Source organism: Klebsiella sp. G-Nf4, assembly GCF_002810615.1.
In the GTDB taxonomy this organism is placed as follows: domain Bacteria; phylum Pseudomonadota; class Gammaproteobacteria; order Enterobacterales; family Enterobacteriaceae; genus Klebsiella; species Klebsiella variicola.
The window spans coordinates 66270-89828 of record NZ_PION01000001.1; the positions used below are offsets into that span (position 1 = coordinate 66270).

A 23559-nucleotide genomic window follows, 5' to 3' on the forward strand; every position below is an offset into this window, starting at 1 on the left:
CGCGATGGATTAGCTCGCCAGTGGGCCGCGAATGTATGCCTGCAACCCCTGGGCGAGAAAATCAAATACCCGCTTACAGGCGGGACTGTGGCGCAGGTCCTCATGCATCACCAGCCAGGTATCGAGATTCAGGGAAAAGTCGGCCGCCAGTACTCGCTGCAGGGGAATGATGCCATCAGCAAGAGGCACCTGGCAGATGCCGATCCCCGCTCCGGCGCGGATCAGGCTCAACTGGGCGAGGTCGCTATCGGTCCGCATCGCGAAGGCTTCGCGCTGAAAACGGGGGTAAGCCTGCAGGGCCCGGCGAACGAGAGGGGTGGCGCTATCGAAACCAATCAGCGCGTGGCCGGCCAGATCGTCGAGGGTAGCGGGCAGCCCCTGGCGTGTCAGGTAGGCGGCGGTGGCATGTAACCCAAGCTCGATCCTGCCGAGACGGCGGGCGATTAGCTGCTCCTGCTGCGGGGCGACCATCCGCACCGCGATATCCGCCTCCCGGTGAAGCAGATCCTGAAACCGATTGGAGAGCATCAGTTCGATGACGATATTCGGGCACGCTTGTCTGAGCCGGGCAACCAGCGGCGGCAGCACCTCGGCGCCGACCACCTCGCTGGCGGCCACCCGCACCACGCCACGCAGATCGGTTTTGTCGCGACTGAAGTTGGCCGCCGTGCGTTCCAGCGCCCGGGCGGTATTGTCCATTGCCTCGGCGTGCACCCGCAGCGCCAGCGCCGCGTCGGTCGCCAGCAGACCGTTCTGCGAGCGGGTAAATAAGGCCTGGCCGAGCGCGGCCTCCAGCCCGGCAATATGGCGCCCCGCCGTCGGCTGGGTGATGTTCAGGCTGCGCGATGCGCCCGATAAGGAGCCTTCCTTCAGCACGGCGAGAAAGGTTCGGTACCACTCCCAGGGAATAGATGTATTCATACAAAAATGTATAGCTGCTCGATGATGGTATGCAATTTCATTTGATATGAGCGGCAGGTAGGCTGTCAAGCATCCATTAGCGAACGGGGAAAGACAATGAACAGCAGCGGCAAGGTACTTATTCTGGGAGCAAGCGGGGGCATTGGCGGGGAAGTGGCGCGCCGGCTGGTGGCGGACAACTGGCAGGTTCGGGCGCTGAAGCGCGGCGCTCAGATTCGCGGTCCCGCAGATGGCATGCAGTGGATAGCCGGCGACGCGCTGGATGCCGGACAGGTCGCAGCGGCAGCTGTCGGTTGCGACGTTATCGTCCATGCGGTCAATCCTCCGGGCTACCGGCACTGGCGGCAACAGGTACTGCCCATGCTGCACAACACCCTGCAGGCCGCCGAACAGCAGCAAGCGTTAGTTGTTCTGCCCGGCACGGTCTACAACTATGGACCGGATGCGTTTCCGCTGATTGATGAAGCGGCCGCTCAGCAACCGGTGACCCGTAAAGGCGCTATTCGGGTGGAGATGGAGCAGGCGCTGGAGGATTACGTGCAGCGTGGTGGCCGGGTGTTGATTGTCCGGGCGGGCGATTTTTTTGGTCCGCGCGCTGGAAATAACTGGTTTTCTCAGGGGCTGGTCAAGCCTGGTCAGCTTCCCCGCGTCATTAGCCGCCCGGGGACGATCGGCGTCGGGCACCAGTGGGCTTATCTGCCCGACGTCGCCGACACCATCGCCGCGCTGCTGGCCCGCAGGCAAGAGCTTGAGCCGTTTGCTCGCTTTCATATGCAGGGCCACTGGGACCCGGACGGCAGCGAAATGAGTCAGGCGATCCAGCGGGTGGTCGCCCGCTATGGCGGCCGAGCGGCAGTGAAGTCTTTTCCCTGGTGGCTGGTAAAGCTGGCGGCGCCCTTCAACGCCACCCTGCGGGAAATGGTCGAGATGCACTATCTCTGGCGTCTGCCGGTACGCCTGCGCAACGATAAACTGGTTGATTTTTTAGGCGCGGAGCCGCATACCCCACTCGATAGCGCGGTGCTTCAGACGCTGCAAGGCCTGGGTTGTCTGCCCACCGGCGCGATTAACACCGAGGCGCGCGAGGCGTGATGCGGCGAGAGGATCACAGAACGGGCGTCATTGTGACCAAATCATAATAACGTCACTCGTTGTCAAACGACAACGATCGCATTAAGCTAAACGGATGACGAAAAATACCCCCACCCCTGCAAGCCGTGGTCCCCATGACCACAGCGTTCGGGACCAGATTCTTGACGCGGCCATGGCGCACTTTAGTCGCTATGGCTATGAGAAAACGACGGTCACCGATCTCGCTAAAGCGATAGGCTTTTCTAAAGCCTATATCTACAAGTTTTTCGACTCCAAGCAGGCGATTGGCGAGGCGATTTGCGCCAGCCGGCTGGAGAAGATCATGGTGGCCGTCAGCGCGGCTATCGCCGATGCGCCGTCCGCCAGCGAGAAACTGCGCCGCCTGTTCCGGGCACTGACCGAGGCCGGCAGCGAACTGTTTTTCGAGGATCGCAAACTGTACGACATCGCCGCCGTCGCGGCGCGCGATAAATGGCCTTCAACGGAACAGTATGCCGGTCATCTGCAGCAACTGATTGGTCAAATCCTTGTCGAAGGCCGCCAGGCGGGTGAGTTCGAGCGCAAAACCCCGCTGGATGAGGCGACCCTGGCGGTCTATATGGTGATGTGTCCTTTCATCAACCCGGTGCAACTGCAATACAATCTCGACACTGCGCCCACCGCGGCGGTGCTGCTTGCCTCCCTGATCCTGAGAAGCCTCTCCCCCTGATTAGTGACTATTGACTTTATTGGTCACTCGTCTGAGAATGCGGTCACTGTTGGTCTTTTCATTAAGGTTACCCATGCTCAGGCTCAACGCCGTCCATTTTGCCGTTTGCCTCCTGCCGCTGGCCCTCGCGGGCTGCGGCGAACCTGCCGATCATGACGATCCCCGCACCCGGCCGCCGCTGGTCAGGGTGGCGACCGTCGAGCGCGCGGAGGCCAGCTCGCGGGCCTTTACCGGCGTGGTGGTCGCTCGTACCCAAAGCGATCTCGGCTTCAGGGTGTCGGGAAAAATCCTTGCCCGGCTGGTGGAGACCGGGCAGAGCGTCAAGCGCGGTCAACTGCTGCTGCGCCTGGATCCGGCTGATTTAACCTTGCAGGCGCAGTCTCAACAGCGGGCTGTGGATGCCGCGCGGGCGCGAGCCAAAAAGGCGACCAACGATCTGGCCCGCTATCACGTCCTGGTGGCGAGCGGCGCCGTCTCGGCCGCGGAATTCGACCAGGTTAACGCAGCGGCAGAGGCGGCGAGAGCCGACCTCAGCGCGGCCCAGGCGCAGGCCAATGTGGCGCAAAACGCCACCGGCTATGCCGGGCTAGTGGCCGACGCTGACGGCGTGGTGGTGGAAACGCTTGCCGAACCGGGGCAGGTGGTCAGCGCCGGGCAGGTAGTGATCCGCCTGGCGCGGGCGGGGCAGCGCGAAGCGCTGGTGCAGCTTCCGGAGACGCTGCGCCCGGCGGTCGGCAGCGAGGCGCTGGCGACACGCTATGGCAGCGAATCTCAGCCGGTCACGGCGACCCTGCGACTGCTTTCGGACGCGGCTGACGCCACCACCCGCACCTTTGAAGCGCGCTATGTGCTGGACGGCGCGCTGGCGAATGCGCCGCTGGGGTCTACCGTGACCCTGCGTATCGGCAGCGACCAGGCGCCAGGCCAGGTGCTGGAGGTGCCCCTGGCCTCGCTCTACGATCCGGGCAACGGTCCTGGCGTCTGGCGCATTGCCTCTCGTCCGGCCACCGTCTCCTGGCAACCGGTGACCGTGCTTGGCCTGGATGATGAAACGGCGCGGGTGACCGGCCCGCTGAAGCCCGGCGAGCCCATCGTCGCCCTGGGCGCCCATCTTCTGCACCAGGGCGAGGCGGTGCGTCTGGCGGAACGACGCGAGCATAATGCCGCCGGGAGCCAGCCATGAGCGCCGGGCGTTTTAATCTCTCCGCGCTGGCCGTCCGCGAGCGGTCGGTGACCCTGTTTTTAATTATCCTTATCTCCGTCGCCGGGCTGGTGGCGTTCTTCGGGCTCGGGCGGGCGGAAGATCCGCCCTTCACGGTCAAGCAAATGACGGTCATTACCGTCTGGCCCGGCGCCACCGCGCAGGAGATGCAGGATCAGGTCGCCGAGCCGCTGGAAAAACGGCTCCAGGAGCTGAAGTGGTACGATCGCACTGAGACCTATACCCGCCCTGGTATGGCGTTGATCACGTTATCGCTGCAGGATCAGACCCCGCCGTCCGAGGTGCCGGAGCAGTTTTATCAGGCGCGCAAAAAGCTCGGGGATGAGGCGAAAAACCTGCCTGCCGGCGTCTCCGGCCCGATGATGAATGACGAATTCGCCGATGTCACCTTTGCCCTCTTTGCTCTGAAAGCGCGGGGAGAGCCGCCGCGGCAGCTGGTGCGTGACGCCGAAGCTCTGCGCCAGCAGCTGCTGCATGTTCCCGGGGTGAAAAAAGTGAATATTCTCGGTGAGCAGGCGGAGCGCATTTATCTCTCGTTTTCTCATGATCGTCTCGCCACCCTGGGCCTTTCGCCAGAGGCGATTTTTGCCGCGCTGAACAGCCAGAATGTGCTGACCGCTGCCGGGGCTATCGAGACCCGGGGCGGGCAGATCTTTATCCGCCTCGACGGGGCGTTCGACCGCCTGCAGCAGATCCGCGACACGCCGATTATTGCCGGGGGCAAAACGCTGAAACTGGCCGATGTCGCCACGGTTGAGCGGGGATATGAAGATCCCGCGACCTTCCTGATCCGCAATCAGGGCGAACCGGCGCTGCTGTTGGGGGTGGTGATGCGCGAGAGCTGGAATGGTCTGGCGCTGGGGAAAGCGCTGGACACCGAAACGGCCAGTATCAATCAGAGCCTGCCGCTCGGCATGTCGTTGACCAAAGTGACCGATCAGTCGGTGAATATCAGCGCCGCGGTCGATGAGTTCATGATCAAATTCTTTGTCGCCCTGCTGGTGGTGATGGCGGTGTGCTTTGTCAGCATGGGGTGGCGCGTGGGCGTGGTGGTCGCGGCGGCGGTGCCTTTAACCCTGGCCGTGGTGTTTGTGGTGATGGAGGCGACCGGCAAAAACTTCGACCGCATCACTCTCGGTTCGCTGATCCTCGCCCTGGGTCTGCTGGTGGATGATGCCATCATTGCCATCGAAATGATGGTGGTCAAAATGGAGGAGGGGTACGACCGCCTCAAAGCCTCCGCCTATGCCTGGAGCCATACCGCGGCGCCCATGCTGGCCGGTACCCTGGTGACGGTTGTGGGCTTTATGCCCAATGGATTTGCGCAGTCCACCGCCGGGGAGTACGCCAGCAACGTGTTCTGGATCGTCGGTATCGCGCTGATTGCCTCCTGGATTGTGGCGGTGATTTTTACCCCCTGGCTGGGGGTGCACCTGTTGCCGGACAGAAAGCCCGCGGCGCCCGGCCACGCCGCGCTGTATGACACCCCGCGCTATCAGCGCTTCCGTCGGCTGCTGACCCGGGTTATCGCCCGCAAATGGCGCGTGGCCGCCAGCGTGGTGGTGCTGTTTATCGTGGCGATACTGGGAATGAGCGCGGTGAAAAAGCAGTTTTTCCCCACCTCCGATCGCCCGGAAGTGCTGGTTGAAGTGCAGATGCCCTACGGGTCGTCGATTATCCAGACCAGCGCCGCGACGGCGAAAATTGAGCACTGGCTGCAGCAGCAGCCGGAGGCGAAGATGGTCACCAGCTATATCGGCCAGGGCGCGCCGCGCTTTTACCTGGCGATGGCCCCGGAGTTGCCCGACCCCTCCTTTGCCAAGCTGGTGGTATTGACCGACGGTCAGGACGCTCGCGAGGCGCTCAAGCTGCGGCTGCGGGAGGCGGTGGCCAATGGCCTGGCGCCGGAAGCGCGGGTGCGCGTCACTCAGCTGGTCTTTGGCCCTTATTCGCCCTATCCGGTCGCCTGGCGGGTGATGGGGCCCGATCCGCACACCTTGCTCGACATCGCCGAACGGGTTAAATCGGTGCTGCAGGCCAGTCCGCTGATGCGCACCGTCAATACCGACTGGGGGGCGCGGGTGCCGGTGATGCATTTCAGCCTCAATCAGGACCGGCTGCAGGCGAGCGGACTCAGCTCCCAGTCCGTCGCCCAGCAGCTGCAGTTCCTGCTGTCAGGGATCCCCATCACCACCGTTCGGGAAGATATCCGCGCCGTGCAGGTCATCGGCCGTGCGGCGGGCGATATCCGTCTGGATCCGGCGAAAATCGCCGACTTCACCCTGGTGGGCAGCGGCGGGCAGCGGGTTCCCTTATCACAGATTGGCGACGTGTCGATCAGAATGGAGGACCCGCTGCTTCGCCGTCGCGATCGCACGCCGACCATCACCGTTCGCGGAGATGTCGCGGATAACCTGCAGCCGCCGGATGTCTCCAGCGCGCTGATGAAACCGCTGCAACCCATTATCGACTCGCTGCCGCCGGGGTATCGCATCGAGACGGCGGGGTCGATCGAGGAGTCAGGCAAAGCCACCCGGGCGATGATGCCGTTATTTCCGATCATGATCGCCCTCACGCTGCTGATCATTATCCTGCAGGTGCGTTCGCTGTCGGCAATGGTCATGGTTTTCCTGACCGCGCCGCTGGGGTTGATTGGGGTGGTGCCGACGCTGCTGCTGTTCAATCAGCCGTTTGGCATCAATGCCCTTGTGGGCCTGATCGCCCTGTCGGGGATCCTGATGCGGAATACGCTGATCCTGATTGGTCAAATTCATCATAACGAGCAGGCAGGGCTCGATCCGTTCCATGCGGTGGTGGAGGCGACGGTGCAGCGAGCCCGCCCGGTTCTGCTGACGGCGCTGGCGGCGATCCTGGCGTTTATTCCGCTCACCCATTCGGTCTTCTGGGGAACGCTTGCCTATACGCTGATTGGCGGGACGCTGGGGGGAACCATCATGACCCTTATCTTCCTGCCGGCCATGTACGCGATCTGGTTCCGCATCCGACCTCAGCACCCGGCTGACGCAGTGCAACAGCCGGCGCTGCACCCGCAGGGGTAATTCCCCCTTGCCGGACCTGGCCGATAAACGCGGTCAGGCCCGGCCCCGGGCAGCGTCAGGCGGGTAAGGATACCGGCACCGCATGGGTGCGGTGTTGATCCTGTTCGAGGCGGTCAAGGCAATCAAGGCTGATGGCCGATGGCGAGGTCGCGCCGGTGAGGGTCATGGTGACCTTCATATCCTCGGCAAATAAGCGCAGCAGATGCGCCACGCCCGCTTCGCCCGCCGCGGCCAGGGCATAAATATAGGCCCGCCCGAGCAGCACGCCCTTCGCGCCGAGGGCGAGCAGGCGAATGACGTCCACGCCGGAGCGCACCCCGGAATCAGCAAGCACCGTCAGATCGTCGCCGACCGCATCCACCACCCTTGGTAGCGCCCGGGCAGTGGGGATGGCGCCATCGAGCTGTCTGCCGCCATGATTCGACACCACAATGCCATCGGCGCCGAGGCGCACGGCATTGCGCGCATCGTCGGCATCGAGGATCCCTTTGATGATTAATTTCCCTTGCCAGCTGTCGCGGATCCACTCCAGATCGTGCCAGGCGATGGACGGGTCGAAATTGTTGCTGATGAACCCCATATAGTCGTCCATGGTCATTTTGTGTCCGGTGTAGGCTTCGATATTACCAAACGACAGGGGCCTGCCCGCCAGACCGACGTCCATCGCCCAGCGCGGATGGGTGCAGGCCTGGAGGTATTGTCGCAGGGTGGCGTGCGGCCCGGACATGCCTGAGCGATTATCCCGATACCGCGAGCCGGGGATTGGCATATCGACGGTGAATACCAGCGTTTTCATGCCGGCGGCCCACGCGCGCTCCAGCGCGTTACGCATGTAGCCACGATCTTTCAGCACGTACAACTGGGACCAGAGCGCGCCGCTGGCCTGGCTCGCCACCTCTTCAATCGAGCAGACCGACACCGTGGACAGGGTGTACGGGATCCCGGCGCGAGAGGCGGCGCGGGCCGCCTGAACTTCGCCGCGGCGGGCGTACATCCCGGTGGCGCCGACGGGCCCCAGCGCCACGGGCATCGCCCATGAGGCATCAAGGATCGTCGTGGCCAGCGTCGGTTCGCCCGCCCCGCACAGCACGCGCTGGCGAAGGGCTACCGAGGCAAGTTCGGTGGCGTTGGCGTTCATGGTATTTTCCGCCACCGCGCCACCGTCAATATAATCGAAAAGGAAGCGGGGCAGACGGCGACGAGCGGCTTCGCGATAATCGCTGGGGGCTGAAACAATCATTATTATGTCCTTATGTCTTTTAACCTAAGTGAATGTTCTGCAGGCAAAAAAACTATAGGCTTCTAAAAACGGGCGGGGAAATGAAATATTAGCATCCCAGCCATTCCCTGATGGAATAATCTGGATTTATCGCTGAGGTTGTTATTTCCTTTTTTTACTCTTCGGCGCTCGCGTTATTTTTATTTATTTCCGCGCAACGTGAAGTTGGCGAAATAAAGACCCTATGGGGCGCGCCACCAGGGGGAAGGAGAGGTCAGCGCGGCGCCTGCGTTTTCCGGGAGGCGTAAAGAAAGTGAATTTGAAATTGAGCTGGTGGTATTTTTTGCTAGCCTTTCTCTGGAGGACAGACGGAGCGATAGCATGAAAGATAAAGATGAACAAACGGCATTGATTGGCATGGCCATCGGCGCGGCGGTCATTAGCTTAGTGGCTACACAGAAGCAGATTAATCAGGGGAGTATCGTGGATGAACTGGTGAGGCTGGGCAGACAGAAGGGGGACGGGGTGGAAGATGAGGTATTTGTTCAGGCCGCCCGCCTGGTCAGAAAAGGCAGCTAGCCCGCCGCTACCCTGACTGGCAATCCCTTTACCCGTTTCATCACGGTTTTCATTCCCCTGATCGCGGCCTGGCGAGCGGCGATTGTCCCTTTCCGAAAGCGTCACGGCCTGGCGCTTTCTCATCCTGAACCACCGGACCTGCGCCTTCTCCGGCCTTGCTGTCCAGATGAGTGACAATGTCACTTATTCCTCCCGGCTCACGCGATAAACAGGAACCGGGTCATCTGCTATTGCATAAATCGGTATTTTCGATACATCTTTACCATTGCGTGCGGATATAGAACGATTTCAGAATAACATATTATAAATCAAAAGATTAACTTCACCTTGTGCACCCTGATATTCCCCGGGCGAGGGTCTATGCTTATAAAAAGCGCTAAATGGGGCAATACCCCTGCTGCAGATGGGTTGAAGTGATAATCATTATCACTAACATGGCGGTATGCCTTGATGGCGCCAACCTGGAGGTCTATCGATGGAAGTACAAGCAGGAACCTTTAATCCCGCCGATTTTAGCTGGCAGGGACTGACCATGACGCCGGCCGCTGCCGCGCATATTCGCGATCTGATGCGTAAGCAGCCGGATACAAAAGGGCTGCGGCTGGGGATCAAAACCAGCGGCTGCGCCGGTTTTGGCTATGTGCTCGAAATGATTGCCGAGCCGGCCGCCGACGATCTGCTCTTTGAACATGACGGGGCGAAACTGTGGGCGCCGCTGCAGGCGATGCCGTTCATTGACGGCACGGAGCTCGATTACGTCCGTGAAGGTTTAAATGAAATCTTTAAATTTCATAACCCGAAAGCGCAGCACGAGTGCGGCTGTGGCGAAAGTTTTGGGGTGCAGGCGGAGTAACTATGTCGCGTAATACTGAAGCAACTGACGATGTCAAAACCTGGACCGGCGGCCCGCTCAACTATAAAGAGGGCTTTTTCACCCGGCTGCAGACCGATGAGCTGGCCAAAGGGATTAATGAAGAGGTGGTCCGGGCCATTTCCGCCCGTCGCAATGAGCCGCAGTGGATGCTGGAGTTTCGGCTCAATGCCTTCCGGGCATGGCTGGAGATGGAAGAGCCGCACTGGCTGAAAGCGCATTACGATAAGCTGAATTATCAGGATTACAGCTACTATTCTGCGCCCTCCTGTGGCAACTGCGATGAGACCTGCGCTTCAGAGCCGGGCGCGGTGCAGCAGACCGGGGCCAACACCTTCCTGACCAGCGAGGTGGAAGAAGCCTTTAACCAGCTGGGCGTGCCGGTACGTGAAGGGCGCGAGGTGGCGGTGGACGCCATATTCGACTCGGTGTCGGTGGCGACCACCTACCGCGAAAAGCTGGCGGAGCAGGGGATCATCTTCTGTTCTTTCGGCGAGGCGATCCACGACCACCCGGAACTGGTGAAAAAGTATCTGGGTACTGTGGTGCCAGGCAATGACAACTTCTTCGCCGCGCTGAACGCCGCAGTGGCTTCGGATGGCACCTTTATCTATGTGCCGAAGGGCGTCCGCTGCCCGATGGAGCTGTCGACCTATTTCCGCATCAACGCCGAAAAGACCGGGCAGTTTGAACGCACTATCCTGGTGGCCGATGAAGGCAGCTACGTCAGCTATATTGAGGGCTGCTCGGCGCCCGTGCGCGACAGCTATCAGCTGCATGCGGCGGTCGTTGAAGTCATCATTCATAAAGATGCGGAAGTAAAATACTCCACGGTGCAGAACTGGTTCCCCGGCGATAACAACACCGGCGGCATTCTCAACTTCGTCACCAAGCGTGCGCTGTGCGAAGGGGAGAATAGCAAGATGTCATGGACCCAGTCGGAAACCGGCTCGGCCATCACCTGGAAATACCCCAGCTGCATTCTGCGCGGCGATAACTCGATCGGCGAATTTTTCTCGGTAGCGCTGACCAGCGGTCACCAGCAGGCGGATACCGGCACCAAAATGATCCACATCGGCAAGAACACCCGCTCGACCATCATCTCGAAAGGGATCTCCGCCGGACACAGCCAGAACAGCTATCGCGGGCTGGTCAAAATCATGCCGACCGCCACTAACGCCCGGAACTTCACCCAATGCGATTCGATGCTGATCGGCCCGGACTGCGGGGCGCATACCTTCCCGTATGTGGAATGCCGCAACAACAGCGCCCAGCTGGAGCACGAAGCGACCACTTCGCGGATTGGCGAAGATCAATTGTTCTACTGCCTGCAGCGCGGGATCAGTGAAGACGATGCCATCTCGATGATCGTCAACGGTTTCTGTAAAGACGTCTTCTCCGAACTGCCGCTGGAGTTCGCCGTCGAAGCGCAAAAATTGCTGGCCATTAGCCTTGAACATAGCGTCGGCTGATAATTAAGGAAAAAAGATGTTAAGTATTCAAGATTTACATGTCGCCGTCGAAGATAAAGCGATCCTGCGCGGGCTGAACCTTGAGGTGCGCCCGGGCGAGGTCCACGCCATTATGGGGCCAAACGGCTCGGGGAAAAGTACGCTTTCGGCCACCCTGGCCGGGCGTGAGGATTACGAGGTGACCGGCGGCCGCGTCGAATTTAAGGGTAAAGACCTGCTGGAACTCGCTCCGGAAGATCGCGCCGGGGAAGGCATCTTTATGGCCTTCCAGTATCCGGTGGAAATTCCCGGCGTCAGCAACCAGTTCTTCCTCCAGACCGCGCTGAATGCCGTGCGCAACTATCGCGGCCAGGAGCCGCTGGATCGCTTCGACTTCCAGGATTTGATGGAAGAGAAAATCAGGCTGCTGCAGATGCCGGAAGATCTGCTGACCCGCTCGGTGAATGTCGGCTTCTCCGGCGGTGAGAAAAAGCGTAACGATATTCTGCAGATGGCGGTGCTGGAGCCTGAGCTGTGCATTCTTGATGAATCGGATTCGGGGCTGGATATCGATGCCCTAAAAATCGTCTCCCAGGGGGTAAATGCTCTGCGCGACGGTAAACGCGCTTTCATCATTGTCACCCACTACCAGCGCATTCTTGACTATATCAAGCCGGATTACGTCCATGTGCTGTATCAGGGGCGGATTGTGAAGTCGGGGGATTTCACCCTCGTCAAACAGCTGGAGGAGCAGGGCTATGGCTGGCTTACCGAACAGCAGTAACGCGCTGCAGCAATGGCACCACCTGTTTGAAGCGCAGGGCGGCCAGCGTACGGCGGAGGCCAGCCAGCATCTGCAGCAGCTGCTGCGCCTGGGGCTGCCGACGCGCAAGCAGGAGGACTGGAAATACACCCCGCTGGACGCGCTACTGAACGGCCACTTTGTCGCCGATGAGGGGGCATCTCTTAGTGCTGAACAGCGTGATGCGCTGGCGCTACCGCTGGACGCCTGGCGGCTGGTGTTTATCGATGGACGCTATCATCCTGAGCTGAGCGACGATCTCGCCGCCAGCGGCGTGGAGGTCAGCGTTGATAACCAACGCCAGCATCTGCCGGATGCTTTGCAGCCGGAGGTGTTTCTCCATCTGACCGAAAGCCTGGCGCAGACGGTGACCCGCATTCGCGTACCGCGCAACCGCCGCCTGGATAAGCCGCTGCTGCTGATGCATATCACCCGCGGCCTGGCCGGCGATGCGCTGAATACCGCCCACTATCGCCATCATCTGGCGCTGGAGAGCGGGGCGGAGGCGACCCTGGTCGAGCATTACCTCAGCTTTAATGAGCAGCCGCACTTCACCGGCGGGCGACTGACCATGACGGTGGCCGATAACGCGCACCTCCAGCATATCAAGCTGGCGTTTGAGAACGCGCTCAGCTACCACTTCGCCCATAACGACCTGCTGCTGGGCCGCGACGCCTCGGCCTTCAGCAGCAGTTTCCTGCTCGGCGGCCAGGTGCTGCGTCATCACACCAGCACGCGCCTGGGCGGTGAAAACAGCAACCTGCGCCTCAATTCGCTGGCGATGCCGGTGAACAATGAGGTCTGCGACAGCCGCACCTGGCTCGACCATCAGGTCGGCTACTGCAACAGCCGTCAGCTGCACAAAACCATCGTCAGCGATAAGGGCCGGGCGGTATTTAACGGGCTGATCAACGTCGCGCCGCACGCGCTGAAAACCGACGGCCAGATGACCAACAACAATCTGCTGCTTGGGCGGCTGGCGGAGGTCGACACCAAACCACAGCTGGAGATTTACGCCGATGACGTGAAATGCAGCCACGGGGCGACCGTCGGACGCATTGATGAAGAACAGCTGTTCTATCTGCGCTCGCGCGGTATCGAACAGCAGGCGGCGCAGCAGATGATCCTCTACGCCTTCGCCGCCGAGCTCACCGAGGCTATCCGCAGCGATGCGCTCAGAGAGCAGGTGCTGGCGCGGATTGGACAGCGTTTGCCGGGAGGCACAGTATGACATTTTCAGTTGAACGCGTTCGCGCCGATTTTCCGGTACTGAACCGGGAGGTCAACGGTCAGCCGCTGGCCTATCTTGACAGCGCCGCCAGTGCTCAGAAACCGGAGGCAGTGATCGGCGCCGAAGCGGAATTCTATCGCCATGGCTACGCGGCGGTGCATCGCGGGATCCACACCCTCAGCGCGGAAGCTACCGCGCGGATGGAAGCGGTGCGCCAGCAGGCGGCGACCTTCCTTAACGCCGGGTCGGCGGAGGAAGTGGTGTTCGTCCGCGGCACCACCGAGGGTATCAACCTGGTGGCCAACAGCTGGGGAAACGCCAACGTCGGCGCCGGGGATAACATCATCATCAGCGAGATGGAGCACCACGCCAACATTGTGCCGTGGCAGATGCTCTGCGCCCGCGTCGGGGCTGAGCTGCGGGTGATCCCCCTGAACCCGGACGGCACCCTGCAACTGGACGTTATTCCGCGACTGTTTGACCCGCGCACCCGCCTGCTGGCGATTACCGAGGTCTCCAACGTGCTGGGGACGGAAAACCCGCTGGCGGCGCTGATTGCCCTTGCGCATCAGCATGGCGCGAAAGTGCTGGTGGATGGCGCCCAGGCGGTGATGCACCACCCGGTAGATGTGCAGGCGTTGGGCTGCGATTTCTACGTCTTCTCCGGACACAAGCTGTATGGCCCGACCGGGATCGGCGTGCTCTATGGTCGGTCCGAGCTGCTGCAGGCGATGGCGCCGTGGGAAGGCGGCGGGTCGATGATCGCCACCGTCAGCCTGACGGAAGGCACCACCTGGAACCGGGCGCCGTGGCGCTTTGAGGCCGGTACGCCGAATACCGGGGGGATCATTGGCCTCGGCGCGGCGCTGACCTACGTCAGCCTGCTGGGGCTGACGCAGATCGCGGAGTATGAGCAGACCCTGATGCGCTATGCGCTGGAGGCCCTGCGCGCCGTGCCGGATCTGATCCTCTACGGGCCGGCTCAGCGCAAAGGGGTGATCGCCTTTAACCTCGGCCAGCATCACGCCTATGACGTCGGCAGCTTCCTCGACAACTACGGTATCGCCGTGCGGACCGGGCACCACTGCGCGATGCCGCTGATGGCTTACTACCAGGTACCGGCCATGTGTCGGGCGTCGCTGGCGATGTACAATACCACGGAAGAGGTGGACCGCCTGGTGGCTGGCCTGCAGCGGATCCACAAATTATTAGGGTAAAGGACGTGACGATGGCGGCACTACCGGACAAAGACAAACTGTTGCGCAATTTTAGCCGTTGCGCCAACTGGGAAGAGAAGTATCTCTATATCATTGAGCTGGGCCAGCGGCTGGCGCCGCTAAGCCCGGAAGAACACAGCGTGCAGAACATTATTCAGGGGTGTCAAAGCCAGGTGTGGATCGTGATGGCGCAGGACCCCTCTGGCGTTATCACCCTGCGCGGTGACAGCGATGCGGCGATCGTCAAAGGGCTGATTGCGGTGGTGTTTATCCTTTATGACCGGATGACCGCCCAGGATATCATCGAGTTCGACGTGCGCCCGTGGTTTGAAAAAATGGCGCTCACCCAACACCTGACGCCCTCCCGCTCGCAAGGGCTTGAAGCCATGATCCGTGCGATCCGCGCGAAAGCCGCAAATATTAGCTAGAATAAACAGGTAGATTTCATTCTGTTACGTCCGGTAGGGGTTCTGCTCCTGCCGCCGTTCAGTCTCCTGGCGTTTTATCAGCGAAAGAAGGAATCTCAGTATGAAACGCAAAACGATGATCACCTTAGCCCTTCTCAGCGCGCTTGGCGCCTCCTCGGCCGCCTGGGCCGTTGACTACCCGCTTCCTCCCGCCAACAGCCGGCTGATTGGCCAGAACCAGTACTGGACCGTACAGGAGGGAGACCGCAACCTGCAGGCGATCGCCCGCCATTTTGATACCGCGGCGATGCTGATCCTCGAAGCCAACGATACCATTGCGCCGGTGCAGCCGAAGCCCAGTACTCAGGTCCTGATCCCCTCCCAGATGCTGCTCCCCGACGTGCCGCGAGAGGGCATCGTCGTCAACCTTGCAGAACTGCGGCTGTATTACTTCCCCCCGGGAGAGAATCAGGTGCAGGTCTATCCGCTGGGTATCGGCCAGTTAGGGCTGGAAACGCCTGAGATGACCACCCGCGTCGGGCAGAAGATCCCCAACCCGACCTGGACGCCCACCGCGGGCATTCGGGCGCGTTCGCTGGAGAAAGGGGTGACGTTACCGGCGGTGGTCCCGGCCGGGCCGTACAATCCGCTGGGGCGCTATGCGCTGCGCCTGGCCTACGGTAACGGCGAGTATCTGATTCATGGCACCAACGCGCCGGACAGCGTCGGTTTGCGCGTCAGCTCAGGCTGTATGCGAATGAACGCTGATGACATCAAAGCGCTGTTCAACCAGGTGAAAACCGGGACGCCGGTACGGATTATCAATCAGCCGGTGAAGTTTGCCGTCGAACCGGATGGTAAACGCTATGTCGAGGTCCACAGGCCGCTTTCGCAGACGGAAGAGGAAAACACCCGGACCATCGCCTACACGCTGCCTGCAGCGTTTCACGCCTTCGCAGAGGATAAGGCGGTCGATGATGTACAGCTGAAAAAAGCGATGTCGAGAAGGGCGGGATATCCGGTGGTGGTGTCCACGGGGACGGGGAGTGCGGCAGCAACGCTGTCGGCGCAGAACACGCCGTCTGACAACAGCCTGCTTACCCAGTAGCCCTCATGCTGAGGGCAAAAAAAATGGCGCACAGAGTGCGCCATTTTTATTACCAGAACTCTTACTTACGGTAAGAGTGAGCCTGGTTGTCCAGACGCTGGTTAGCGCGAGCTGCGTCGTCTTTAGCAGCCTGAACGTCGGAACGCATTGCGTTCACGTCGTTGCTCAGCTGGTCAACTTTAGCGTTCAGAGTCTGAACGTCAGAAGACAGCTGATCGATTTTAGCATTGCTGGAGCAACCAGCCAGCAGAGTAGAACCCAGGATTACCGCGCCCAGTACCAGTTTAGTACGATTCATTATTAATACCCTCTAGATTGAGTTAATCTCCATGTAGCGTTACAAGTATTACACAAAGTTTTTTGGGATGAGAATATTTTTTTTACCTGAACGCACTTATTTTTGATCGTTCGCTCAAAGAAGCATCGAATTGGACAAAATCGCTGAAAAAGGCGAGTGAAAACAGCGCGCTTCCATCGGATTCATCTTAGATAATCTCTTATTAAATAGTAAATTCCGATTTGCATTTTTAATAGGAAGAGCTAATCAATGAATAAAAAAAAGCGCCCCGAGAGGCGCTTTATTAAAAAAAACCAATTAACCTGTAAATTATTACAGCACGTGTACGGAAGCCGTATTAGTGGTACCACTCGGCACTAATGCGCCGGAAACCATCACCACCACGTCGCCTTTACGCGCGAGGCCGCTTTTCAGCGCCAGATCTTTGCCCAGATGATAGAAGTCATCGGTAGAGGCAATCTCTTCGACCAGCTGCGGCACAACGCCTTTGCTCAGCACCAGTTGGCGAGCGGTGGTTTCGTTGGTAGTCAGGGCCAGGATGGTGGCATCCGGGAAGTATTTGCGTACAGCGCGCGCGGATTTACCGCCCTGGGTGGCGACAACGATCAGCGGCGCTTCCAGTTTCTCAGCGGTTTCTACCGCGCCGCGGCACACCGCTTCGGTGATGCGCAGTTTACGGTTGTCGTTGTTGAAGTCCAGACGGCTGGTCATTACGCGGTCAGTACGTTCGCAGATGGTGGCCATGATGGTGACGGCTTCCAGCGGGTATTTACCTTTCGCGGATTCGCCGGACAGCATCACTGCATCGGTACCGTCGAGGATGGCGTTGGCCACGTCGCCGGCTTCAGCGCGGGTCGGACGCGGGTTCTTGATCATGGAGTCCAGCATCTGAGTCGCGGTGATAACCACTTTGCGCGCGCGGATACATTTTTCGATGATCATTTTCTGGGCGAAGATAACTTCTTCAACCGGGATCTCAACGCCCATGTCGCCGCGAGCAACCATGATGCCGTCAGAGGCTTCGAGGATTTCGTCGAAGTTGTTCAGGCCTTCCTGGTTTTCGATTTTGGAGATGATCTGGATGTTTTCGCCGCCGTGGGCTTTCAGGTGCTCACGGATCTCGACGACGTCGGAACGTTTACGGATGAAAGAGGCCGCGACAAAGTCCACGCCCTGTTCGCAACCGAAGATCAGGTCCTGTTTGTCTTTCTCAGCCAGCGCCGGCAGGGCGATGGAGACGCCCGGCAGGTTTACGCCTTTGTTCTCGCCAAGGTCGCCGTTGTTCAGCACTTTACAAATAACTTTGTTGCCTTCGATAGCCGTTACTTCCATGCCGATCAGGCCATCGTCCACCAGAACGGTGTTGCCGACGGTGAGGTCAGACGTGAAGCCTTCGTAGGTCACTGCAACGATTTCGTTGTTGCCGACGACGGATTTATCGGTGGTGAAGGTGAAGGTCTGGCCTGCTTTCAGTGAGACGTCGTTGCCGCCTTCCAGCTTGATGGTACGAATTTCCGGGCCTTTGGTGTCCAGCAGAATAGCGGCTTTCTTACCGGTTTTGCTCATCACATTGCGCAGGTTCTGGATGCGCTGACCGTGTTCCGCATAGTCACCGTGGGAGAAGTTCAGACGCATCACGTTCATGCCGGCTTCCAGCATTTTGGTCAGCATCTCTTCAGATTCGGTTTTCGGACCGATGGTGCAAACAATTTTGGTCTTTTTCATGACAGTTTTAGTCTTTAAGTTGTGAAGGATATGGAATTCTCGCTCCGCGGGCGCACTGCCGGGGAGCCAAACCTGTATTACGAAAGTTGCTAAGCCACGCCCTAAGGATAGGTGACAACCCCGGAGCGTGCAGAAGAATGTGTGCTGGCGGTTCAGCCCATGAAATGTGGCAAGGTGTTATGCGTTTTATCATGCAGTCCAATGCGCTGAAACCATTCAAGAAAGAATCGAAGCGCATTATACGCTGCCGAAATCAAAAAGGAAAATAAAAACCTCGTTTCAAATTATGGACAAAACGCGTAACAAAACCGGCACGTTATGCATAAAAGTACGCAACACATTTTTTCATCACCAGGCAGGCAAAGGGGCAGCAGAACGCGCTTTTTCTCGCATTATGAGCCAGTAAAACGCGCCATTGACCCTTTCTGTCGGGGATGATTTGCGTTGCGGAAAAAATCTATCAATAATGAATTGATTGATAATAATAAAGTGTGAGCAAAACCGGATGGGAAATAAAGCGAAAGACGACGAGCTGTACCAGGAAATGTGCCGCGTGGTGGGTAAAGTGGTGCTGGAAATGCGTGACCTGGGCCAGGAGCCGAAACACATTGTCATTGCCGGCGTACTGCGCACTTCGCTGGCGAATCCCAAAATTCAGCGTTCGCCCCTCACCGAAGAGGCCATGGCGAAAGTCATTCACGCCCTTTCCGGGCATTAACGTCTTTCGCCGGCGGGTCAGGAAATCACGAAGCGGATCACCGCCCGGACGGCAATGTCGCAGTGGTGGGCCACCATCGCTTCGTCGTCGATGGCGGGCAGCGGATCGTCAAGGTACAGGCTGCTGAAGGTGTAGAAATTCGACACCTGATAAAAGCTGAAGCTGCTGATTAACCGATGCACATCGCGCGCTTCGAGTCCCGCCTGAAAAACGCCTTGCTGCTGGCCGCGCTGTAAAATGTCTTCCAGAATCGACAGGGCGGTACGATTCAGCGGTTTCAGTTCACCCGAGGTTTGTAACCACTTGCCGCGCTGCATATTCTCCATGCAAATCACCCGCATATAGTCCGCGTGGGTGGCGTGATAACGCACGCTCCAGCGCACCAGCCGCACCAGCGCCTCCACTGGCGGCACATTCTCCAGCCCCAGCTGCTGCTCGGTTTCGCGGATCCGCGCATACACATACTGCAGCACCTCCTGATAGAGCTGCTCTTTGCTTTTGAAGTAGTAAACCACCATGCGCTTGGTGGTCTGCGCCTCGGTGGCGATCTGCTCCATGCGGGCGCCTGACAGCCCGTGTTCAGCAAAGACAGCGATAGCGGCGCTGAAAATGCGCGCCTTCAGGGATTGTGCTTCATCATGAGCAACGACGGTCATGGCAACTCCTTTTTCTTGGGTGACAAAAAATACACATAATGATCACAATTTAGCAACCTAGTATGGCGCAAATGAACCAAATGATACATATTCAAGGCTCACGTCAGTTGTTGACCCGAGGACCTTATGCTGCGCTCTATCGCCACCGTTTCGATTTCCGGCACCCTGCCTGAGAAGCTGCACGCTATTGCGGCGGCGGGCTATCAGGGTGTGGAAATTTTCGAGAACGATCTGCTCTATTATACGGGGACGCCGGCGGAAATCCGCCAGCTTGCCGCCGATTTAGGGTTGAAAATCACGCTTTTTCAACCCTTTCGCGATTTTGAAGGCGCCAGCCGGGCGCAGTTTGCGGCGAATATGGCCCGCGCTCGGCGCAAGTTTGCCCTGATGCACGAGCTGGGCTGCGACACGCTGCTGCTGTGCAGCAATGTGCAGCCGGACTGCTCGGCGGATAGCGAATTGCAGGTCGCGGACCTGCGGGCGCTGGCAATGCTGGCGGAAGAAGAGGGGATCACCATCGGCTATGAGGCCCTGGCCTGGGGAACCCATGTGAACCGCTGGCAGCAGGCCTGGGAGCGGGTGCGGCGGGTGAACAGCCCGGCGCTGGGCCTGGTGCTCGACAGCTTCCATATTCTGGCCCGCGGCGACACCCTGGATGCGCTGTCGTCAGTGCCGGTGGAGAAAATCACCTTTGTTCAGCTCGCCGATGCGCCGTACATGAAAATGGATCTCCTGGAGTGGAGTCGCCACTTCCGCTGCTTCCCCGGGCAGGGCGAGCTGCCGCTGGAGGCGTTTGCCGAGCAGATCACCCGCTGCGGCTATCGCGGCCCCTGGTCGCTGGAGATCTTCAATGACGGTTTTCGCGCCTCGCCGAACGGCGCGACGGCCAAAGATGGTTACCGTTCGCTGCTGTGGCTGGAGGAACAAACCCGCCGTCGGCTCCCGACGTGCGATGCCGATCTGTTTTCACCGCCGCCGTTGCCGGTCTATCACGGGCTGGAGTTTATCGAGTTTGCCGCCAGCGCCGCCGAGGCGCAGCGTCTGGGGCAGCATCTGCAGGCGCTGGGTTTTCAGCACGAGGGAAGCCACCGCTCCAAACAGGTGACGCTGTGGCGCAACGGCGGGGCGCGGATCGTCATCAACCATCAGCCCCACAGCTGGGCCGATCATTTCTATCAACGCCACGGCGTTTCGCTCTGCGCCATGGCGCTGCGGGTCGATCGCAGTGCGCCGATTGTTGCCCGCGCCCGCGCGCTGGGGTATGCCACCTGGCAGGGCGATGCCGGGCCGAACGAAACGCCGATCCCGGCGATCTGCGCCCCGGACGGTAGCCTTATCTATCTCATCGACGCCGGGGAGGCGATCTATGAGCGCGATTTTCATCTGCGCGACGGGCTGATGGTGCGCGAGGATTATCTCGGTATCGACCATCTGGCGCTGGGGATGGAGGCCGACAGCCGCGACAACTGGGTGATGTTCTTCCGCACGGTGTTTGGTTTTACTCTTGAGCATGAGCAGACGCTGCCGGACCCGTATGGACTGGTGCGCAGTCTGGCGGTGCGCAGCCCGCAGGGCGATATCCGTCTGGCGCTGAATATTTCGCAGAGCCGGGCGACGCAGATCGCCCGCTCGGTCGCCTGCTACCAGGGGGCGGGGCTGCAGCATGCGGCCTTTGCCTGCCGCGATCTGCCGGCCACCTGCGACCAGCTTGCCGACGTTGCCCGCCATGCGCTGCCGATCCCGGCCAACTATTATGACGATCTGCTGGCGCGCTTCGGCGGCGAGCTGGACGTTGGGCAACTGCAGCGGCGGCAGCTCCTCTACGACCGCGATCCGCAGGGCGGGGCCTTCCTGCATCTTTATACCCGCCCCTTTACCGCCGGGCGCTTTTTCTTTGAGTTAACCGAACGACGGGCCGGCTACGCGCTCTATGGCGCGGCGAATGCCGCCGTCCGTCTGGCGGCGATGCAGTATTGTTAGCCCGAATCAAATGGTTCATTATGCCTTAAACACAATAACAACATCCTCTGTACCCGAGACAGGAACTGACTATGAGCTCATATAGCCCTAACCCGACGGCTGCCGCCCAGCCTGCCGTCACCGTGCGCCGCTCCCGGCGGCGCATCGGCATCCTTGCGCTGTTGGCCGTTGGTACCATGATCAACTACCTCGATCGCACCGTGCTGGGGATCGCCGCCCCAAAGCTCACCGGTGAGCTGGGGATTGACCCGGCGATCATGGGTATCCTTTTTTCCGCCTTCGCCTGGACCTATGCCCTGGCGCAGATCCCCGGCGGGCTGTTTCTTGACCGCTTTGGCAACAAAGTGACTTATTTTCTGTCGCTGACCCTGTGGTCGCTGTTTACCCTGTTCCACGGCATGGCGGTGGGGCTGAAAACACTGTTGCTGTGTCGCTTCGGACTCGGCATTAGCGAAGCGCCGTGTTTTCCGGTCAACAGCCGGGTGGTCAGCGCCTGGTTCCCGCAGCATGAGCGAGCGAAAGCCACAGCGGTGTACACCGTAGGGGAATACCTCGGGCTGGCCTGCTTTGCGCCGCTGCTGTTCTGGATCATGGACGGCTTTGGCTGGCGGGTGCTGTTCGTCAGCGTCGGCGCGGTCGGCATTCTGTTTGCCCTGGTGTGGTGGCGCTGCTACCGCGAACCGCATGAAGATCCGCGCCTCAGCCAGCAGGAGCGCGAGCATATCGAAAACGGCGGCGGCCTGAGCGCCCCGACGGACCAGCAGGTGGCGTTCAGCTGGCCGCTGGTCCGCCAGCTGCTGAGCAAACGGCAGATCATCGGCGCCAGTATCGGCCAGTTTGCCGGCAATACCGTGCTGGTATTCTTTCTCACCTGGTTCCCGACCTGGCTGGCCACCGAGCGGCATATGCCCTGGCTGAAGGTGGGCTTCTTCTCCATCCTGCCGTTTGTCGCCGCCGCCGGCGGGGTGATGTTTGGCGGCTGGATCTCCGACAAACTGCTCAAGGCCACCGGATCGGCCAACCTTGGTCGTAAGCTGCCGATCGTCGCCGGTCTGCTGATGGCCAGCTGCATTATCACCGCCAACTGGCTGCAGAGCGACGTGGCGGTGATCCTGGTGATGTCGTTTGCCTTTTTTGGTCAGGGGATGGTGGGGCTTGGCTGGACGCTGATCTCCGATATTGCCCCGAAGGGGCTGGGCGGCCTGACCGGCGGCCTGTTTAACTTCTGCGCCAACCTCGCGGGGATCCTCACCCCGCTGGTGATCGGTTTTATCGTTGCCGGGTTCGGCAATTTCTTCTACGCGTTGATCTACATCTGCGGTGCCGCGCTGCTGGGCGTGGTGGCCTATCTGTTTATCCTCGGCGACGTCAAACGTATCGAGTTATCGCAGTAAGCAAAGGAGCAAGGCATGGTGATTAGTGGGAATACGCGGCTGATAGCGCACCTTGGCTATCCGACCGCCAGTTTTAAGGCGCCGATGATCTATAACCCGTGGTTCGTCGACCAGCAGGTGGACGTAAAGGTGGTGCCGATGGGGGTCAGGCCGGAGGACTACGCCGCGTTTATTCCGCCGCTGTTTACGATGACCAACATCATCGGCGCGCTGGTGACGATGCCGCATAAAATCGCCACCTGCGATCTGGTGCAGCGCCTGAGCCCGACGGCGGCTATCGCCGGCGCCTGCAACGCCATCCGTCGCGAGGCCGACGGCAGCCTGAGCGGGGATATGTTCGATGGCGACGGCTTTGTGCTGGGCCTGCGTCGTAAAGGGTTTAATCCGCAGGGGACGCGGGCGCTGGTGGTCGGCAGCGGCGGGGTGGGATCGGCTATCGCCGCCTCCCTCGCGGCGGCGGGAGTCAGCGCCCTGACCCTGTACGATACCCGGCCCGAGGTGGCGCACGCCCTCGCCGGACGGCTGCATCAGCACTATCCGCAGCTCGATATCACCATGATGCAGCACGATCCTGTCGGACACGAGCTGGTGGTCAATGCTACCCCGCTGGGGATGAAGGCCAGCGATCCGCTGCCGCTGAACGTTGACCGTCTGGCGCCAGGCACCTGGGTGGGGGAGGTCGTCATGACCCAGGAGTACACCCCGCTGCTGAGGGCCGCTCAGGCGCGACAGTGCCATATCCAGCGCGGGACCGACATGTTGTTTGAAATGATCCCCGCCCATCTGCGCTTTTTCGACCTGCCGGTAGCCACCCCCGAGCAGCTGCGCACGCTGGCGGAAATTCGCTACTGACGCGACGGCAAACCGGGTAATATAGCGTTATATTATCCGGTTTATAGC

At 60.0% G+C, this 23559-nt stretch carries 22 protein-coding genes; 17 read left to right on the forward strand and 5 right to left on the reverse strand.

All coding sequences use genetic code 11. The annotated features are described in order from the left end of the window. Positions 1-9 precede the first annotated feature (9 nt). Positions 10-921 carry a LysR family transcriptional regulator gene (locus tag CWM57_RS00345; protein ID WP_074385559.1) on the reverse strand — a complete coding sequence of 304 codons (912 nt, stop codon included), beginning with the start codon at positions 919-921 and terminating at the stop codon, positions 10-12. A gap of 96 nt (positions 922-1017) precedes the next feature. Between CWM57_RS00345 and CWM57_RS00350 the strand changes: the two genes are divergently transcribed. The 4 genes from CWM57_RS00350 to CWM57_RS00365 all read left to right on the forward strand — a co-directional run bounded on the left by CWM57_RS00350 (position 1018) and on the right by CWM57_RS00365 (position 7003). Continuing rightward, entirely contained in the window at positions 1018-2013 is a 996-nt protein-coding gene (locus tag CWM57_RS00350) for an NAD-dependent epimerase/dehydratase family protein (protein ID WP_074385560.1), read from the forward strand. A gap of 94 nt (positions 2014-2107) precedes the next feature. After that, complete coding sequence (locus tag CWM57_RS00355) at positions 2108-2722, forward strand: TetR/AcrR family transcriptional regulator (RefSeq protein WP_004143215.1); 615 nt, start codon at positions 2108-2110, stop codon at positions 2720-2722. 73 nt (positions 2723-2795) lie between these two features. Next, positions 2796-3905 (forward strand): efflux RND transporter periplasmic adaptor subunit, encoded by a 1110-nt coding sequence (locus CWM57_RS00360; protein WP_100675438.1) that lies wholly within the window; start codon positions 2796-2798, stop codon positions 3903-3905. Further along, positions 3902-7003, forward strand: a complete 3102-nt coding sequence (locus CWM57_RS00365) for an efflux RND transporter permease subunit (protein WP_100675439.1) — start codon at positions 3902-3904, stop codon at positions 7001-7003. Before CWM57_RS00360 ends, CWM57_RS00365 begins: the two co-directional genes overlap by 4 nt. Positions 7004-7058: 55 nt before the next feature. On the opposite strand, the gene lldD is transcribed toward CWM57_RS00365, so the two are convergent. Next, positions 7059-8243 carry an FMN-dependent L-lactate dehydrogenase LldD gene (gene lldD / locus CWM57_RS00370; protein ID WP_100675440.1) on the reverse strand — a complete coding sequence of 395 codons (1185 nt, stop codon included), beginning with the start codon at positions 8241-8243 and terminating at the stop codon, positions 7059-7061. A 360-nt stretch (positions 8244-8603) separates the two neighbouring features. Here lldD and CWM57_RS00375 point away from each other — a divergent pair, with 360 nt between their 5' ends. The 8 genes from CWM57_RS00375 to ldtE all read left to right on the forward strand — a co-directional run bounded on the left by CWM57_RS00375 (position 8604) and on the right by ldtE (position 15888). Next, entirely contained in the window at positions 8604-8801 is a 198-nt protein-coding gene (locus tag CWM57_RS00375; RefSeq protein ID WP_074386168.1) for a hypothetical protein, read from the forward strand. A gap of 475 nt (positions 8802-9276) precedes the next feature. Then, positions 9277-9654 carry a Fe-S cluster assembly scaffold SufA gene (gene sufA / locus CWM57_RS00380; RefSeq protein ID WP_074385564.1) on the forward strand — a complete coding sequence of 126 codons (378 nt, stop codon included), beginning with the start codon at positions 9277-9279 and terminating at the stop codon, positions 9652-9654. 2 nt (positions 9655-9656) lie between these two features. Next, positions 9657-11144, forward strand: coding sequence for a Fe-S cluster assembly protein SufB (sufB, locus tag CWM57_RS00385; protein ID WP_008804465.1), 1488 nt, complete (start codon positions 9657-9659; stop codon positions 11142-11144). A gap of 16 nt (positions 11145-11160) precedes the next feature. Then, complete coding sequence (gene sufC, locus CWM57_RS00390) at positions 11161-11907, forward strand: Fe-S cluster assembly ATPase SufC (protein WP_061154248.1); 747 nt, start codon at positions 11161-11163, stop codon at positions 11905-11907. Beyond that, a complete protein-coding gene (gene sufD, locus CWM57_RS00395; protein ID WP_100630664.1) occupies positions 11882-13156 on the forward strand; it encodes a Fe-S cluster assembly protein SufD in 1275 nt (424 codons plus the stop codon). The genes sufC and sufD overlap by 26 nt, the downstream gene beginning before the upstream one ends. Then, positions 13153-14373, forward strand: a complete 1221-nt coding sequence (sufS, locus tag CWM57_RS00400) for a cysteine desulfurase SufS (protein WP_100675441.1) — start codon at positions 13153-13155, stop codon at positions 14371-14373. Before sufD ends, sufS begins: the two co-directional genes overlap by 4 nt. A gap of 11 nt (positions 14374-14384) precedes the next feature. Continuing rightward, complete coding sequence (gene sufE, locus CWM57_RS00405; RefSeq protein ID WP_008804468.1) at positions 14385-14801, forward strand: cysteine desulfuration protein SufE; 417 nt, start codon at positions 14385-14387, stop codon at positions 14799-14801. A 100-nt stretch (positions 14802-14901) separates the two neighbouring features. After that, positions 14902-15888: a L,D-transpeptidase LdtE gene (ldtE, locus tag CWM57_RS00410; RefSeq protein WP_100675442.1), complete on the forward strand. Its 987-nt coding sequence runs from the start codon at positions 14902-14904 to the stop codon at positions 15886-15888. Between the two features lie 61 nt (positions 15889-15949). Here ldtE and CWM57_RS00415 read toward each other — a convergent pair whose 3' ends face one another. Both CWM57_RS00415 and pykF read right to left on the reverse strand, forming a co-directional pair. Beyond that, positions 15950-16186, reverse strand: coding sequence for a major outer membrane lipoprotein (locus CWM57_RS00415; RefSeq protein ID WP_002908860.1), 237 nt, complete (start codon positions 16184-16186; stop codon positions 15950-15952). A 312-nt stretch (positions 16187-16498) separates the two neighbouring features. Further along, a complete protein-coding gene (pykF, locus tag CWM57_RS00420; RefSeq protein ID WP_012541397.1) occupies positions 16499-17911 on the reverse strand; it encodes a pyruvate kinase PykF in 1413 nt (470 codons plus the stop codon). A 137-nt stretch (positions 17912-18048) separates the two neighbouring features. On the opposite strand from pykF, the gene CWM57_RS27305 reads away from it, so the two are divergent. Beyond that, positions 18049-18180, forward strand: coding sequence for a hypothetical protein (locus tag CWM57_RS27305; RefSeq protein ID WP_004217210.1), 132 nt, complete (start codon positions 18049-18051; stop codon positions 18178-18180). Between the two features lie 236 nt (positions 18181-18416). Then, positions 18417-18629: a fumarate hydratase FumD gene (fumD, locus tag CWM57_RS00425; protein ID WP_061154252.1), complete on the forward strand. Its 213-nt coding sequence runs from the start codon at positions 18417-18419 to the stop codon at positions 18627-18629. Positions 18630-18646: 17 nt separating this feature from the next. Here the strand turns inward: fumD and CWM57_RS00430 are convergent, their stop codons facing one another. Next, positions 18647-19285 (reverse strand): TetR/AcrR family transcriptional regulator, encoded by a 639-nt coding sequence (locus tag CWM57_RS00430; protein ID WP_008804472.1) that lies wholly within the window; start codon positions 19283-19285, stop codon positions 18647-18649. A gap of 126 nt (positions 19286-19411) precedes the next feature. On the opposite strand from CWM57_RS00430, the gene CWM57_RS00435 reads away from it, so the two are divergent. The 3 genes from CWM57_RS00435 to CWM57_RS00445 all read left to right on the forward strand — a co-directional run bounded on the left by CWM57_RS00435 (position 19412) and on the right by CWM57_RS00445 (position 23511). Continuing rightward, positions 19412-21265 (forward strand): bifunctional sugar phosphate isomerase/epimerase/4-hydroxyphenylpyruvate dioxygenase family protein, encoded by a 1854-nt coding sequence (locus CWM57_RS00435; protein ID WP_100630660.1) that lies wholly within the window; start codon positions 19412-19414, stop codon positions 21263-21265. Positions 21266-21336: 71 nt separating this feature from the next. Continuing rightward, positions 21337-22659 carry an MFS transporter gene (locus tag CWM57_RS00440; RefSeq protein WP_100675443.1) on the forward strand — a complete coding sequence of 441 codons (1323 nt, stop codon included), beginning with the start codon at positions 21337-21339 and terminating at the stop codon, positions 22657-22659. 15 nt (positions 22660-22674) lie between these two features. Further along, entirely contained in the window at positions 22675-23511 is an 837-nt protein-coding gene (locus CWM57_RS00445; protein WP_100675444.1) for a shikimate dehydrogenase family protein, read from the forward strand. The last annotated feature ends 48 nt before the right edge of the window (positions 23512-23559 follow it).